Origin of the sequence: Chitinophaga eiseniae, from assembly GCF_012641265.1 — a bacterium.
Lineage (GTDB): Bacteria > Bacteroidota > Bacteroidia > Chitinophagales > Chitinophagaceae > Chitinophaga > Chitinophaga eiseniae_A.
The window spans coordinates 808,114-825,932 of the sequence record NZ_JABAHZ010000002.1 but is presented as its reverse complement, the minus strand read 5'-3'; the positions used below and the strand labels follow the sequence as shown (position 1 = coordinate 825,932).

Annotated in this window: 4 protein-coding genes; 3 read left to right on the top strand and 1 reads right to left on the bottom strand. The window is 47.4% G+C overall.

The genetic code is table 11. From position 1 onward, the window contains the following. Positions 1-51: 51 nt before the first annotated feature. Positions 52-11,787, bottom strand: a complete 11,736-nt coding sequence (locus tag HGH91_RS10990; RefSeq protein WP_168738485.1) for a gliding motility-associated C-terminal domain-containing protein — start codon at positions 11,785-11,787, stop codon at positions 52-54. 610 nt (positions 11,788-12,397) lie between these two features. Between HGH91_RS10990 and HGH91_RS10985 the strand changes: the two genes are divergently transcribed. From HGH91_RS10985 to HGH91_RS10975, 3 genes are read left to right on the top strand one after another with little or no spacing between them, the layout of a single operon-like run. Continuing rightward, complete coding sequence (locus HGH91_RS10985; RefSeq protein ID WP_168738484.1) at positions 12,398-14,995, top strand: hypothetical protein; 2,598 nt, start codon at positions 12,398-12,400, stop codon at positions 14,993-14,995. A gap of 33 nt (positions 14,996-15,028) precedes the next feature. After that, positions 15,029-15,937: a transglutaminase domain-containing protein gene (locus HGH91_RS10980; RefSeq protein WP_168738483.1), complete on the top strand. Its 909-nt coding sequence runs from the start codon at positions 15,029-15,031 to the stop codon at positions 15,935-15,937. Between the two features lie 16 nt (positions 15,938-15,953). Then, complete coding sequence (locus HGH91_RS10975) at positions 15,954-17,804, top strand: chloride channel protein (RefSeq protein ID WP_168738482.1); 1,851 nt, start codon at positions 15,954-15,956, stop codon at positions 17,802-17,804. Positions 17,805-17,819: the final 15 nt, after the last annotated feature.

Below are 17,819 nucleotides of genomic sequence, written 5' to 3'. Positions count from 1 at the left end.
ATCCTGCATCCCGGCTTTATGATGATTTGGACTTATGCTCATGAATCCGGGTTAGCGCATAAGTGTTACGTTACCTTTCTTGATGATCACTGAACCATCCTGCATGGTGGCTTTCACGATGTATACGTAAACGCCTACCGGTTGTTTCACACCACTCATTGTACCATCCCATCCCTGACGCTGGTCTTTAGATGTGAATACCAACTGACCCCACTGGTTGTAAACCCTGAATTCAAGTTGTGCGATCGATGTTGAGTACACATACATGATATCATTCACGCCATCGCCATTCGGACTGAAGAGGTTTGGTATGAAGATGTTATTGCCTTGTGGATTCGTTGTTTTACCGGTAATTGCTGTAGACAATGCACTGGTTTCACAATCTGAAGCTCCGATTGCTCTTACCTGTATAGTAGCGCTCTGGTTAGGTTGCAGGCCGGTAACAGTATGTGTAGTACCATTTGGTCCTGAACTTGGTGGCAGGAATGTTACGCCGCCATCGAGCGATACTTCGTAGCGTTGAGCACCGGTGATTGGCGACCAGCGGAATGTGATAGTAGTAGCTGTTGTATTGTCTACCGTTACTACTGGAGCCGGCAGCGGCTGTGCAATGTTTACGTTAACCGTTGTTCTCTGACCCGCACTGATACAACCGCCGGTGGTAACCGCCTCTACATAATAGGTAGTATTAGCATTCAGGGCAGGTGTTACAAACGTTGCACCCGTGTTTATCGGTGTACCGCCTGTTGCCACTGTGTACCAGCGGAAGTCGACGCCTGTGGTAGTGGATGCCGCGGTCAGCGTAGCTGTTTTACCCGGACAAACACCGTTTTCGTTACCAGTTACCGTCGGTGCACCTGGGGCAGGTGTAGCCTGTACGCTCACAGCTGTACGTGTTGGGCTTGCGCAGCCATTGCTGTTTTGAGCTTCCAGGTAGTACATCTGGTTTGCTGTTACACCAGGAGTAACATATGTAGCGCCGGTTGCTACAGCTGTACCGCCGGTTGGTACGGTGTACCATTTATAGGTCAGCGTTGCATCCGGGTTGAGCGCATTCAGTGTAACGGTTTGACCTGGGCAAGCCTGCAGGGTAGCATTCGCTACAGCCGGAGCTGCCGGAGACGGATTTACGGTTACACTTACCGATGTTCTGCTGGCGCTGATACAGCCACCGCTGGTGGAAGCTTCCACGAAGTAAGTAGTATTCGCTACCGGTGTGATGGTAAAGTCGCCACCAGTAAATACTGCTGTACCGCCGTTAGCCACGCTGTACCATTTATAGATAACACCTGGTTGTTTGGATTTCACAGACAGTACGCCTGTTTGACCGCTACATACGGTGATTGGATCGGCAAGTGGTGCATCTATTGTGCTTACCACTGTAGCAGTTACTCCTTTACGTACGCTGCTGCAACCTGCGCCGTTCAATGCTTCCAGGTAGATGGTAGTGGTTTGAGCCAGTGGCGCTGTAGTGTAAGCGTTACCGGTTGCCAGGAGGTTTCCACCCGATGGTGCATCGTACCAGCGATAAGTGAACGTAGCGTCAGGGTTAGTCACCGTGAAGGTAGCAGTGCCACCTATGCAGGTTACCACGTTGTCTTGCGCCACGGTCGGAATAGCCGGAGCCGGATCTACAGATACGTTTACTGCAGTCCTGGTAGAGCTGGAGCAACCGCCTCCGAGGTTAGCCTGTACATAATAAGTAGTATTCTGTGTTACTACCGGCACACTATAAACGGCACCTGTAAAGAGCAGGTTACCTGCTGTTGGCGCATCGTACCATTGGTAAGTAATGCCTGGCTGTATTGTTTTCACGGCCACGGTTACACCTGTACCAGCACATGTTTTGAGCGATGTGGCTACTACATCCGGTGCAGTTGGAGCTGCTACTACTGTTACAGTAGCTTTCACTCTTGCAGATGGACTACCACACTGACCACCAGTACCAGTTGCTTCTACCCAGAAGTCTGTGGTAGTATTCAGCGGATCTGTAGTAAATACTGGTCCGGTAAATACCGCCGTTCCGCCTACAGCCTGTGTATACCATTTATACACAATATTATTGGTGGCTGAAGTCACACGAAGTGTAGCGGCAGTACCCTGACAAGTAGTGAGGGCAGTAGCTTCCAGTGTTGGTGTTGGCGCCTGGCCTACACCTATAGATATCTTGGTTCTTGCAGTACTGCTACAGTTACCATTGCTGGCTTCTGCATAGAAATCAGTATTACTGTTTAATGGGCCTGTCTGATAGCTGGTACCTGTAAACAACAGGTTACCTGCGGTTGGTGCATCATACCAGCGATACGTAGTACCTGCTGCCGGATTTTGAATACTCAGCGTTACATTTCCTCCCTGACATACGAAGAGAGAAGAAGCGTTTATAACCGGCGCTGTTGGTATACTATTTACCGTAATGGTAGCACTGGTCCGGGATGCGCTTGGGCAACCGCCATTTACCAGGGCTTGTACATAATAAGTGACGGTGCTATCGAGAGAAGTAATGTTGAATACAGCTCCTTCAAATACCATAGTACCACCTGTTGCTTTATCGAACCATTGGTAAGTGGTGCCTGCCGCAGGATTTTGCACTGACAGAGAAACTCCCTGGCCTTTACAACCCTGTACCGCATTATTCACCAATACCGGTGCTGCAGGAACTGGTACCACATTCACACTTACGCTTGCACGGGCAGATGGTTTACCACATTTCGAAGTATCACCAACGGCTTCTACATAGAACTTAGTATTAGCGTTGATCGCATTCGTGGTGTAAATCGGTCCGGTAAATACTGCCGTGCCACCTGTAGCGGTTGTGTACCACTTGTAAGTGATATTGTTAGTAGAAGATGTCACTTTCAGCACTGCTGTTCCACCCTGACATACTGTTACATTAGTAGCGTCCAGGATCGGAGTTGGCGCTACGCCTACACCTATGGATACTTTAGTCCTGGTTGCACTGGTACATCCGCCGGCTGATGCCTCTGCGTAGAAGTCGGATGATGCGGTAAGGCCGGTTACACTGTATACAGGTCCGGTGAACAGCAGGGTTCCACCTTGTGCTGCATTGTACCAGCGATAGGTGAGCGTATTATCTGCGTTTTGTACGGTTAATGTTGCTGTATCACCCACACAGATGCTGATAGCTGAAGCAGAGATGATCGGAACCGGTACATCACGTACAGTTACCAGTACCGCTTTCGCGTCGGCTGCTGTGTTAGCGCACTTGTTATCACCAGATACCGTTACATAATATGTAGTGGTAGTGCTTATTGCTTGTGTAGTATAAGATGCTCCTGTGAACAGCAATGTTGTCAGGTTAGCATCGCTATACCATTTGAACGTTGGATTGGTGACGGTAGTGCTCGTAGCTGTTAGTTTCACTGCAGTATTTGCACAGATAGTAGTATCAGCTACTGCAATATCGGCTGCTGTAGCAGTGGTATTTACAGTCACTTTCACCGCTTTAAGTGCACCTGCTGCATTTTCACATTTACCGGCGTTGCTTACACTTACATAGTAGGTGTAGGTACCGGCAGTTAATCCGGAGATAGTTAATACGCCGGTTGCACTAACACCTTGTGTGATAGGACCGGTCTTATCCGGATTAGCATACCATTTAAATACAGGATTCTGTACAGTAGCGCTGGTTGGCGTTAATACTGCCGAACCACCGGCACAGATCACCTGGTCAGCAGCCTGGATATCTGCTGCGGTAGATGCACTGTCTACTATGAGGGTAATCTTCGTACGTCCGCTATCGTTCATACAGTTGCCTGCATTCACTCCTTCTACGTAGAAGTTATACGTACCTGCCAGCAGATTAGCTGGTGTGGTGTAGGTATTACTGTTAGACATCAGTAAAGCACCACCTGTTGCCGCATCATACCAGTTGAATTGTATGCCGGCTACCGCTTTCACGCTGAGTGTTACCGGTGTATTCAGACAGGTAGATACATTATTATTAACAGCTACCGGTTTAGATGGTATTCCCTGTACAGTTACCACTGCTGGTGCAGAGGCTGCGCCTGTACAACCGTTCCTGTTTGCTCTTACAAAGTAGCTGTATCTGCCGGTATCGAGCGTAGTTGGTGTTACAAAGACTACGCTGTCGAGCAGATGGTTACCCAAACTGTTGTACCAGCTATATGTTACACCTGGTGCAGGATTTACTACGCTGAGCGTAGCTTGTTTTCCTTTACAGATGACAGCATTGGTTACCTGTACGGTTGGTTGTACCATGGCACGCTGTGCATAGTTGAGGTCTACTTCGGTCAGGGCGCCCACAACACCTGATTTCAGTGTCACCTGTACTCCATCGAACGGTTGAGTTGGTACGAAGGACAGTATTGCACCTCTATTGCCACTGAGCAGGTTGATGTTGAGTATCGGGTTAGATACCAGTACCACATCACCTGGCGTGTTCCCATTATAAGAAGTCAGCTGAATGCTACCCAGCAGGGCTGCAGAGAGTATCTGACTTGGATTAGACAACATCACTTTTACAGTATCACCCGGCGTAGACAGGCCGTTGAAGGATACTCTCTGGTACACTGAAGCGTTGAGTGCTCCAAGGTTTATTACCAGGGCTGATGCTGTGTTCACATTATTATCTACTGCGAGTTGCGGATTGTATACATTACCGGAAATCAACAGACCTGATCCACCAATAATCTGTGTAGTGGCGCCTTCGCAAGGCACTGGTCCATTTGGTGTTGAAACAGTAATTACGTTAGCCCCTACTCTTGCAGACTTACAAGAACCGCCTCCTGGCAGCGCTGCTTCCACCCAATAAGTAACGGTACCTATTGCTGTAGATGCAGGAGCTGCAAATGTGCTGCCCTTGAAGAGGGTATCTGTACTTGTTGGTGTAGCGAACCAGTAGAATTCAGCATTTGCAGTAGCAGCTTTCGCTACAAATACGGCCTGCTGGCCTACTATTACGGTATCATTCACCGGAGTTACAGTTGGTGATGCCAGCGCTGTAGCAGTGCTCACATTTACAGCTGTTCTTGTAGCTGAAATAGTATTGCAGCTGTCGTTCTTCGCTTCTACGTAGTAGGTAGCTGCAGCTGTCACATTCACCACTTTGTAGGTAAATCCGCTGTCTGTATTCAGCTTGGTTCCTCCATTAGCTACATTGTACCAGGCGTAGGTGTAGCCTGTTACAGGGTTAGCCACTGCGAGTACTGCATCAGATCCGGCACATACTGCTACGGTAGTAGCCTGTACCTGCGGTGCAGCTGGCGCAGCAGTTACGCTTACATCCACTCTTGCACGCCCCTTGCTTACGCAACCATTCCTGGATGCTTCTACATAGAAGGTCGTGTCTTTGCTGAGCACACCGGAAGTGAAGGTAGTACCGTCTTTACCGGTGAGGTAGTTACCCTGGCTGTTATACCAGCGGTAGGTGACACCTGCTGCAGGATTGCTTACGTTGATAGTAGCGGTACTTCCTGCGCAAACTGCTACCTTGGTTGCCTGAACGGTTGGTGCTACCAGGGCACGTTGTGCGTAGTTAAAATCTATAGTAGTTAATGCACCCAACACACCTGATTTCAGTTTTACTTCCACTGCGTCAAATGCTTTGGTAGGTACAAATTCAGCTATTGCTTGTTTCTGGTTACTCAGTAAAGTGAGGTTAACCATTGTGCTATTAATATTTACAGAATCTCCAGGGGTAGAGCCGTTATAAGTAGTTAACTGTACTCCTCCCAGTAAGCTGGCAGAAAGTATCTGGCTTGGATTGGAGAGCAATACTCTAACAGTATCACCGATGGAAGATACGCCATTGAACTTCGCTCTCTGCCATACCTGTGCATTCAGGGCGCCCAGGTTAATTACCAGTGAGGAAGCGGTGCTGGCATCGTTATCCACTGCCAGGGCCGGGTTGTAAACGTTACCCAGTATGAGTAATCCGCTGCCACCAATTGTTTGACTGGTAGCACCTTCACACGGTACTTGTGTAAATGGTGGCGGAGCGATAGATATCACCTGTACCGGTACACGGATAGATTTACAGGTAGCACCGCTGGCCAGGGATGCTTCTACCCAATAAGTAACCGTACCCAGTGTATTGCTAACTGGTGGTGTAAATACCGGTCCGGTAAACAGGCTGTCGTTACCTGTTTGGCTACCATACCATTTGTAAATGGCGTTGGCGGTATTAGAGGTAGCATTCAATGCTGTTTGCGTACCAATCACAACAGAGTCCGGATTCGGTGTTACTGTTGGCGCACTCAAAGAAGAAGACAGCACAATGCTGATCGCTTGTCTTGGTGACGCTGCACCACAACTGCTCACTGCTTCTACATAGAAGGTAGTGTCGCGGTTAACGGCTGTTACCTTGAATACGAAGCCACTGTCGGTATTCAATTTGGTGCCGCCGGTCGGTACATTGTACCAGTTGTAAGTAAGCTGACGATCTGGTGTTGCTACCTGCAATAATGCATCAGAGCCAGGGCAGATATTAACCGTTGCAGGTGCACCCGGAACCGGAGGCGCCGGAGATACATTTACTGTAACTGGTATCCTGTCTGGGTTCGGACAATTAGTTGATCCACCTACTACCGCCACATAGTAAGTCACTTTGCCGGCGGTTTTCAGCGTATCGGTCGTATAAGTATTCTGCGTACTTAATACGGTGGTGCTGGTAGAATCAGCGTACCAGCGTACAGAAGTACCTGCTGCCGGTGTTACAGACAGCGTAGCTTTATTATTTATACATACGCTTGTATTCGTAGTATTAACAGTTGCTTTTGGATAGAAGATCCGGGCGCCATAAATATCCAGGGAGTGTAACAGATTAGCCAAGCCAGTTAATCTTACTTCTACACGGTCAAAAGCACCAGGAGCTGCCAGTGTAGCCGCAAACTGCTGTCCGTTGATCACTCGCAGGGTAAGTAAATTTGCCAATGTATCTGCTTTTACCAGGGTATTGCCATTGTAAAGGGAAACTACTGCACCACCCAGGAGGCTTACATCAGCCAGGCCGGTAGAAGCAGCGAAACGAACCTGTACACTGTCAGTTGCTTTACCCGGATTCGGGAATATCAGCTGTTGGTAAATAGAGCCACCTAATAAGCCAACCGGCATAGAGAGCCGTGTGAAGTTGGTTTGCACACTGTCGATATCATTGGTAGGTCCGCTGACGCTACACAGTACACAACCCAGCGTAGTACCAGATACCTGGCTGGTTGGAACATTACAATCAGGAGATGGAATAACTGGGCCGGTTACCACTACGTGTACGGCTACTCTTGGAGATTCGCAAGCGCCGGTGATGCGGGTAGCACCAAAGTAGGTGTATGTTCCAGGATTATTGAAAGGTCCTACCTGGAAGCTGTTGCCAGATCCCAGCGGTGTAGTAGTGGTTGAATCACTATACCATACGATAGTAGCACCAGCTGGTGGCGCGGCGGCTGTTAAGGTAGCTTTCACCCCGGTTGGTACTACTACGTCGCCGGTTACAACCGGAGCAGCAGGAGCGGTTACCACCTGTACGGTCGCTGCTTTCAGGTTGCCAGCGGCATTTTCACAACGATTAGTACCGGATACGCTTACATAGTAAGTATAATTACCTGGAGTCAGACCGGTAACACGCAGATTTCCGGCGGCATCGATCGTGAAGGTAGCGCCACCTATTACGGTGCCATTTGTAATCAGGCTGGTTTTATTGGCATTTGCATACCATTTAAATACAGGAGTGGTTACGCCTGCAGCTGTTGGCGTCAACAGCGCAGTGCCGTTGCCACAAACGGTAGTTGTATCAGCTACGGTGATATCAGCAGGAGAGCCCAGCGCGTTAACAGTCACTACAACCGGGATACGGTCTGGGTTAGCGCAACCATTACCATCTATTACCTGTACATAATATTTGAAGGTACCAGCTGTTTTCAGGGTATCTGTTGTGTAGCTGGCTTGGTTACTCAAGGAAGTGGTGGTGGTTGAATCAGCGTACCATCTTACAGATGTTCCGGCGGCAGGGGTTGCCGTGAGTACGGCGGTTGAACCGGCACATACCGTTACGCTATCTGCGCTGATAGTTGGATTAGCACCTACAGCGCGTGCACCATAAATATCCAGTGAGTTTAGCAGGTTAGCTACACCAGTGAGTCTTACCTCTACGCGGTCGTAAGCACCGCCAGTTGGCACTGTGGCGATGTAGCGGGTGCCGTTCAGCAACCTTAAGGTAGCCAGCTGAGATAATGTTTTGGTACTTACTACGGTGGTACCGTTATATACAGTTACCACGGCGCCGCCCAGTAAACTTACATCTGCCAGGCCTCCGGGTGAGGACAGATCCAAACGGATACTGTCGGTAGATGCCCCGGCAGCAGGGAAGATCATCTGTTGATATACAGAGCCTCCCAGTAATCCTACTGGTATATTCAGGCGGGTGAAATTAGCCGGATCGTTATCGATATCATTTGTTGGATTGGATACACTACACAGTACGCAACCCAGGGTAGTACCTGTTACCTGGCTGGTAGGCACGTTACAGCTGGTTGGTGTTACCGGACCTGTTACGGTAATAACGATAGCCAGGCGGTTGGATACGCAACCTCCGCTTACGCTGTCGCCAGCGAAATAGGTATATACGCCAGGTGTAGTAAACGGCGGCAGTGTAATAGAATTGCCACTACCAATAGATGCTTTGGTAGTATCGCTGTACCAAACTACGGTGCTGCCTGGAGCAGGAGAAGCGACCAGTGTTAGTGGCAAGCCGGTGCTCACAGCATAAGTTTGTACCAGGGTAGGCGGAGCTGGGGAGCTGGTTACTTTTATAGTAGCCGCTTTCAGATTTCCGGCAGCATTTTCACAACGGTTGGTGCCGGATACACTTACATAATAGGTGTAATCACCAGGAGTAAGACCAGTAACACTCAGGTTACCAGCTGTATCGATGGCGAAAGTAGCACTGCCTATTACAGTACCATTTATGATTGGAGAAGTTTTGTTGGCGTTTGCATACCATTTAAATTCCGGTTTAGTTACACCCGCAGCCGTTGGAGCCAGGCGTGCTGTGCCACCACTGCAGACACCGGTGGTATCTGCCAGCGTGATGTCTGCTGGTGTTCCTAACGGATTTACAGTCACTACAACAGGGATACGTTCCGGATTAGCGCAACCATTCGCGTCTACTACCTGTACATAGTAGGTATAAGTACCTGCTGTGGTAAAGGCCGTAGGAGTAGTATAGGAACTTTGGTTGCTCAGGGAAGTTACAGTAGTAGAATCTGCATACCATCTTACAGAAGTTCCAGTGGCTGGTGTGGCGGTCAGTGTAGCGGTAGAACCTACGCAGGTAGTTACGCCACCGGCAGCAATGGCTGGGTTAGCACCTACTGCCCTTACACCATATATCTGCACATTGTTGAGCAGATTGACTATGCCGGTAAGTAATATCTGTACCCGGTCGTAAGCGGCAGTAGCAGGTACTGTTACTACAATACGGTTATTGTTCAACAGTTGTACGTTAGCCAGTTGTGAAACGGTATCTCTCCTGATAACAGTTGTTCCGTTAGCAACCGTTAATACAATGTTTCCCAACAGGTTTACATTGGCTACTTGTGCATTAGTACCCAGATCAAACCGGATGCTATCCGTTCCAGCTCCTGCGGCCGGGAAGATCAGCTGTTGATAAACAGAACCTCCTAGCAACCCTACCGGTATGTTGAGTTGGGTGAAGTTGGCCGGATCTGTATCAATATCGTTTGTTGGGTTAGCCACGCTACACAGTACGCAACCGAGGGTAGTACCACTATTTTGAGAAGTAGGTACGTTACAGCCACCGGTGGTTACGGGGCCTGTTACGGTGATGAGTACTGGTACGCGGTAGGATTCGCAGCCGCCGGTTAATCTTACACCTGCAAAATAGGTATAGTTACCTGGTGTGCCGAAAGGTCCTACCTGGAAGCTTGTGCCAGATCCGATTGGGGCGAGGGTAGTATCGCTGTACCATTCGATAGTGGCGCCGGCTACCGGTGATGCCGTAAGCGTTACGGTTTGGCCGGTGGCTACGGAGAAGAATGGTGCTACTGTTGGCGGAGCCGGAGCAGCACCTACGGTTACCGAAGCTTGTTTAAGTGTATTGGCGGCATTTTCGCAGTGATTACTGTCGGAAACGCTAACATAATAGTTATAGGAACCTGCGGCCAGGCCGGTAATGGATAATTTACCGGTGGTGTCAATACTGTATTTAACGTTGCCTTCAACGAGACCATTAGTGATGGCCGTAGTTTTAGCAGCATCTTTATACCACTTAAATACGGGCTTTTTGGTAGCCGTTGTTGAAGTTGGCGTAATCTGTACGGTATCATTGGTACAGGATTGTGTAGTTGCCGGAACGGTAATGTCAGCGGCCGTTGCATAGTTATTCACCATGAGCGTAACGAGCGACGGAGCCGATGTGGTAGAGCAATTCAGCCGAGTGGACGATACGTAATAGCGGAAACTTCCGGCCACATTTACCGGTGGGCTGTAGCTGGTACCATCCGTTATCTTTGTTTGTGTAGAGTCGAACCAGGAGTAAACGAGTCCGGGATCAGGGCTGCTTACGCTCAAAGTAACAGGTGTATTCAGACAGGTAGTTTGTAAAGTACCGCCGGCGATTATTGGTCCGGGTGCGTAACGTTGTATTTCATGTACCCTAAGCGTAGAAAGGGCTCCGACAATGCCAGAGCCAATAAGCACTTCCACGTGATCGAATGGCGCCGAGGCCTTGAACGATAATCCCTGCAGGGTGGTAGACCCTGTCATAAAGCCCAGTGTTAGAAAGTTGCTGGAAGCGTTAAAACTATCAACAACGGTTCCGCCGTTATAAGTAATGATTCTCACAGAGCCTAATATCTGTGGAGAAAGCAGGGAAGCGGGGCTTGACATATAGATGCGAACAGAGTCGCCTAGCTTGGAAAGCCCGGGGAATACCGCAGTTACTTCAGCACTGCTTCCCAGGGCTCCCACTACGCTGCTTAGTTCTGCATAGTTGGAATTTGATACAATACCATCACCTGCCTGAGCGGGATTGGTAACTGTTCCGAGGCTGCCTACAGCACCGGCTACACCATATAATATATCGATGGGCGCATCGCAGGCGATGGTGCTGGTAGCGGGTTTATTATAATAAGCCGCATATACATCGATGCTTCCGGCAATACCTGCCAGGCCTCCATCCACCGTTACTCTTACCCGATCGTAGGTGCCCGGAGGGGTAGCCAGGAATATTTCTCCCTGGTTACCGCTAGCTAAAAGCTGCAACACAGTTTGGCTGGCAAATGCAGTATCACCTACGGGTACACTACCGTTAAAGGCCTGCACATATACACCTCCTAATAGATTTAATGATACCAGGTTGCCCAGGGTTCCTGAGGCGCCTATTTTTACAATAGCAGGTGTATTGTTGGTAATAGGAGCGGGGAAAACGAGGTCTTGAGAAACCTTGGCACCCAAAAGTGCTACAGTGGTGGTAATCGTAGCTTTTGTGCTGAGTGAATTATCCACCGCATTTGCACCATTGGTCACACCGCAGAGCAAACAAACACCTGTAGCTGTACCGCCCGGATTAGGCGTACTGCTGGCATATACCCGGGTAGTATATGTTTGCGCCCAGCTTTGCCGGGCACTTATACCTAATATACATAGCAGGGTTAATAAGAGGCTTTTCCAGGCCAACGAACCAATGCCGCTACAGATATAAGTGTTGCTGTTTGCAACAGTATGCCGTTCCTTGGGGAAAGGAAGGCGAAAAAGGGCAGTAAAAGGGCAATCAGGAGTAGCTTTTGAATGCATAGCATCAAATATTTGGACAATAATTGTTCAGTTTCATTGCTTTACAACAAAACTCTATAGGCGGCAGTCTGGTTAGGAAATACTACGGGAAGGATACTGGTTGATAAAATTTTAGTATGCCTCCTTGCGGGATTTGTTAATGTATTGTTACAAAAACGCTACGAATGTATACTGAAGGGGTGGTTTACCGAAGGCTCTTTTTGTTCATTCCAGCGATCTGGTTCAGTTTGTTCAAAATCAAAAATTCCTGTTCATTTTGTTCATTTGAACTAAACCGATTTTATGCGTGATAACCGCTAAATGGGCCTTGGGGCATGGAAAAGCAAGTTTCCTCAAAAAAAATTCGAATTATTTAATTTTTTCGCAGAATAAAAAAATATTATATATAGAAGCAGTTGATAGCACGATTATACCGGGTCAACCATATTAACATATGATATTCATATATTAATCATAGCATATAAATATTTTATTAAAAAAATCAATATATATAATTCAGCTTAATATCTGTTGTTCATTTTGTTCATTCGGATTTTTCTAAATCTAAACGCAAATCGCATACGTACTTAAACATGTACCGACAATTCGAAAATCCATTTTATTGTCCCCTATGATTGATCTATCCTATGACTTTATCATTACCCTGCAGAATGAAGTATTACGCAGGTTCGGTGTTGAAGTCATGCTACCAGGAGATTGCAAACATCTCTCTCAGTCCATATTGGATGACACTACGAAACTGGTGAGCGAAACTACGCTCAAAAGGGTATTCGGATTTGCTGTTGCTCAACACAGCTTCTCCAGATATACACTGAACACACTTTCGCAATATTGTCAGTATAAAGACTGGGAAGATTTTCAGCAACATCACTATAGAAAATTAAATACTACTTCAAAGTCCTCCGGCACATCCAGCTCGGCTGCGGCACTGGACAGTGGTAAATGGTCTGACCTTAAAAATAAGGCAGACGCAGTTTCCCATTACACCATGCTCACCCTCAAGAACCGCTCTGGAATTGCATTTCCTTATACCGTGCACAGACCCTTCTGTAACGCACATATAGAGAAATTCCTGGAAAGCGACTATGCGGCCACCGCACTGATTGCGCCTTCCGGCTGGGGGAAATCACTGGCGCTCGTACACCTGGCGGAACATTGCTGGTTCGGAAAAGAAGCCCGCTACAAACAGGATGTTTGCTGGTTTATCCATGCACATGCGGCCGGCAGCCTCCTCCTGAAAGGGTTTTCACTATCCACCTGGCTCGACAACCAGATGAACCTCGGCAACGGTGAAAACTTCCGGGAATACTTCGCCAGTCACTTCGATAAAAAAGGTGGACGCCTTATATTAATAATAGACGGGTTTGATGAAATTGCCGTAGCAGGCGAAAAACTCCGCCTATTATATTCTAAACTGGAAGATTTCGTTTATTCCAATGATTTATATCCCTGGGTAAAAGTGATCCTCTCCATCCGCAGCAGCACCTGGGCAGAAATATTCCAGCACTCACAGCAATACCCTGCTTTCCGCCGCTATTGGTACCTCGGCGCCGAAATGGATGAGGAAACCAATATCAATATGCCGCAATTGTCTGAACAGGAGGTAAAGTCTATTCTTTATAACCACCAGTTCGACCCGGCTACCGTGCGGCTCTTTTCCGAAAGCTTCCTGCAAAAACTTCGATATCCCTACTATCTGCAACTGTTCTGCCAGCTGAATAGCGGCCCCGATCAGACATTTGTAGATGAACACCTCAGCTTATTTGAAATTGTTTCCCGGTTTATTCAAAATCGGGTATTCAACTCTCAAAGCAATTCGTTCAAAATAAAAATCATTGAAAAATTACTGACCCTGCTGGATCTCGGCAGAACAGGCATCTATACGGATAAAAACCTGTTGCTGGCCCAGAATGCCGATCTGTTTCCTGCCTATAAAGAATTGCTGGCAGATAACATATTGGTAGAAGAAAACCTGAGCCAGGAGATCATGTTCAATGTAAAAGTGCGCTTTGCCCATACCATGTTGCTGGAATATTTTGTGGCCATGCATTACCTGAAAGAAAATGGCCAGGAAATCAATGAACAGCTGCTCATGGCTATATTGGAGCATTTGCCACAATCGCCCTATCGCATCGGCGTGTTCAGATGGCTGCTCCGCTACGCCATCAACCATGCCCAGATAGACGGCATCATCAAAATGCTGCATTTACCATTATCCAACATAGAAAAATCCCATCTGCTCGAATACCTCGTACTCCACTACCAGCACGATGGCAATAACCAAGGAGAACTCAAATCCATCTTCCCGGCGGGCTTCTTCAAGAAGAATCCGATAGGTCCCTTTATCAGTGATGAATTTATCCATTTCAGGAAACGTAAAGTCCTTACCGCGTTATTAGGATTGGCAGAAGCCCGGGAAGATAAACTCAAGATCAGGAGCAAACTATTTACCATGGCCTTGCTCCAGTTGGATGCTGAACAATGTGAAATTGAACTGAATAATATTAAAAAAATATATGCCCCCGATGAATTTGAAGACGAGCTGTGGGTAACACCCTATGAAATCCAGCTGTTCATTTACGAATTCCTCAAGTTTGGCATCATAAACGAAGATATTAGAGAAAAAATCTACAATTATTTCCGTTACTGGACAGGCGGTGGTAAAAAACCGATCACAGAACCGCAGGAAGTGGTATTCCGGAATATGGGCATCGTATTTACATTGCTGAATGACCATGAACACCTGCTGAGCTTTACCACCCGGATATTTGAAACCTATCCCTCCCTGCAGCACCGCAAAACAGATTCACTGCGTTTGACGCTGCTCTGCTGGCAGGCACAGGCCTACCTGGGATTAGGAGACACTGCATCTGCCGCACGCATTTGCCGGCATACCGACCAGGTGATTAAAAAATATTCATCCGACTATTTTGGCGGTAAATACATGGAGTCTGTTCAAAAACTGCTGTACGCCGGCGTATACTTCAACGAACACGAATTCAACAAAGCCATCCGTACTGCTGAAACAGCCGTAGAGAATGCACAAAAGCTCGATTTCAAAGTACTCGCCCTGATGAACTTTGGCCTGCTTAATAAAATCTATCAGCAACTGCAGATGGAGAAACAAAAAAATGATACGGCGCAACAAATAGAACTCATCCGGAAAAGCACCTCTTTTAAACAAGCAGTTTCAAATTTTGCGAGGTGATTATGGCATAATTTTGCTTTATTGCGTAGCATAATGGCTATTGACGAAAGCAAATATACCAGTGTACAAAAAATAGGGTTCAACTTATTGAGTCTGTTGACCTTACTGTTACTGGCTCCTTACATAAACCGTTTCACACCGCCACTGGTAGCCAATGGCTGGCATATAGACCTATTGGCAGCGGTGGTGGTGAGCTTTTTAATAGTATACCTCCTCCGCTGGATATTCCGCCCCCTCATCATTCCGGTTGTATTACTAATGACCGGAGTACTGCTGATCAACAAGTTTACTGACCGGTATACCTTTTCCAACGTATTGAATGATTATAAAGGAATGGTGCAGGGCAATCTCCACGCAAAGGACAGCAAACAGCTGGACATCCTCAGCCTTTATCCGAGGAGAGTGGAAAGCTACCGCGACAAAACCGTGAGAGGCATGCGGGAAAAAATTAACTCACAGGATTCCGTTGTCCGCAACTTCTCGGTAAAACATTCCCTGGACTACTACGACGAATATTTTTACAAATACGGAAAAATTACCCGATTTCTGTCGCTATTCCGGTATATCAACAGTCATTTCAAGTATGTACTCGACTCCCGCAGGGATGAATATTTTGCTACTCCGCAGGAAACCATACAAAACGGACTGGGAGGCGATTGCGATGACCATTCTATCCTAATGATGTCCTGCCTGCAGTCGATAGGCGCCCGCTGCCGTATTGTACTGGTAAAAGGACATGCCTACCCGGAATTGTATTGCGGCGATAAAAATGATTTTGAGATTGCCAAACAAGCCATTATCACGCTTTTCCCCAAACCAGCCGTAAAGGAAATCTACTACCATGAGCTGAAAGGGGAGTATTGGATCAACCTCGACTATACAGCCCGGCACCCTGGCGGTCCTTATATGAATGATAAAGTTTATGCACTCATTGAGCTCTGATCGTTAAATTTGCCACATGAGTCAATTTAACCGCCTCCGGAAATACCATAGCTTTTTTCGCTTTAAAAAAGATTTTCAGCAATATGGTCTTAAAAGTGTAAAGAGCTACCAACTGGTGCTGTATTGGCTTCATGCCCGGATGAACCGTAGCCAGTTCCTCCTGTTATCGGGTATATTAGTGGGCTGTACAGCAGGTCTTGCGGGAGTCATATTAAAAAGCCTGGTTCATTACATTCATTATATTATTACCAATAAGGTGCATTTCAGCACACAGGTAATTTTCTACGTGGTATTTCCCTTCCTGGGAATTGTATTGACCACCCTCATGGTGATCTGGTTTTTCAAAGGACAGTCCAGGAAAGGGATTCCTGCCATTTTACACGAAATAGCACGGAACTCCAGTCTTATCCCGCCTGTAAAAATGTACTCACAGATCGTACAAAGCGCTATTACGGTAGGGTTAGGTGGATCTGCCGGGCTGGAAAGCCCGATAGCCGTTACTGGTGCGGCCCTGGGTGCTAATTACGCCCGCACCTACCATCTGGATTATAAAGAACGTACGTTGTTGCTGGCTGCTGGCGCTACCGCCGGGATTGCCGCCGCCTTTAATGCTCCCATTGCGGGGATGATGTTTGCTTTTGAAATTCTACTCACCGGGGTGGTTTTTTCCGATTTTATGCCGCTGATTGTAGCGGCTGTATGTGGTAGTTTGTTATCCAAGATCATTTTACAGGAAGAAGCCCTTTTTCACTTTGAGTCGCGGGTTGCCTTTAACTATCATAATATCCCCTTTTACCTGGTGCTGGGTTTATTGAGCGGGTTCTATGCCCGTTATTATGTGGTGATTTCACAGAAGGTTGAACACTTCTTTCATGGGTTGAAGTGGACGGCCTTGCAGCGGGCCATCCTGGGAGGCGTAGCAATATCAGCGCTTTGTGTGGCTATGCCTCCGCTGTTTGGCGAGGGGTATACCAGTGTAAAGTCGCTGGCCTCCGGCAATGGAGAAACCATCCTGCAAAATAGTTTTTTCCGTTACCTGCCTATTCAAAGCTGGATGATTGTGGTGTTTACCGGGTGCGTTTGTTTACTGAAAGCTTTAGCCGCCTCTGTTACCATTCAAAGCGGGGGTAATGGCGGTAACTTTGCGCCCTCCTTATTCGCAGGTGGCTTCCTGGGCTTTTTCTTCGCGATGGTTTGCCAGCAAATGGGTATCACCGATATCCCGGTCACTAACCTCGTCATTGTAGGCATGGGTGGGGTAATGGCCGGCGTGATGTATGCCCCGCTCACCGCCATCTTCCTGATAGCTGAATCCAGCTCGGGGTATGATCTTTTTATTCCATTAATGATTGTTTCCACCATCTCTTACCTGATGGCCAAATGGTTTTCGCCACTTTCCCCGGAACTGAAACAACTGGCAAAAGAAGGTAAAATATTTACCCGGGCCCACGACAACAATATTCTGCTGCTACTGAAAATGGACGACCTGATTGAAAAAGATGTACAGCAAATCAATATTGGCGCTACTTTACGGGAATTAATTGAGTTGATAAAAGAAGGAAACCGGAATATTATTGCGGTAGTAAATGATCAAAACCGGTTTGAAGGTATTATTACCCTGGATGATATACGCCCCATCATGTTTAACCCGGAGCTGTATGATAGGGTGCTGGTGAAAAAACTGATGAAGGCTCCTCCGGCGGAAGTATACCTGAAAGATAATATTAACGGCGTGATCAAGAAATTTGATGAGGTACAAGCCTGGAATCTGCCCGTGGTACAGGATAAACAGCTGGTTGGTTTTATCTCTAAATCCAGTATCCTGAATAAATACCGGTCGCTGTTACAGGAATATTCCGAAGGATAGCCATATTTGTTGGCT

Excerpts from the sequence above, each read along its gene's own strand:
- HGH91_RS10980 (WP_168738483.1), top strand. The coding sequence starts at position 15,029 with ATGGCTATTGACGAAAGCAAATATACCAGTGTACAAAAAATAGGGTTC.
- HGH91_RS10990 (WP_168738485.1), bottom strand. The coding sequence starts at position 11,787 with ATGCATTCAAAAGCTACTCCTGATTGCCCTTTTACTGCCCTTTTTCGC.
- HGH91_RS10975 (WP_168738482.1), top strand. The coding sequence starts at position 15,954 with ATGAGTCAATTTAACCGCCTCCGGAAATACCATAGCTTTTTTCGCTTT.
- HGH91_RS10985 (WP_168738484.1), top strand. The coding sequence starts at position 12,398 with ATGATTGATCTATCCTATGACTTTATCATTACCCTGCAGAATGAAGTA.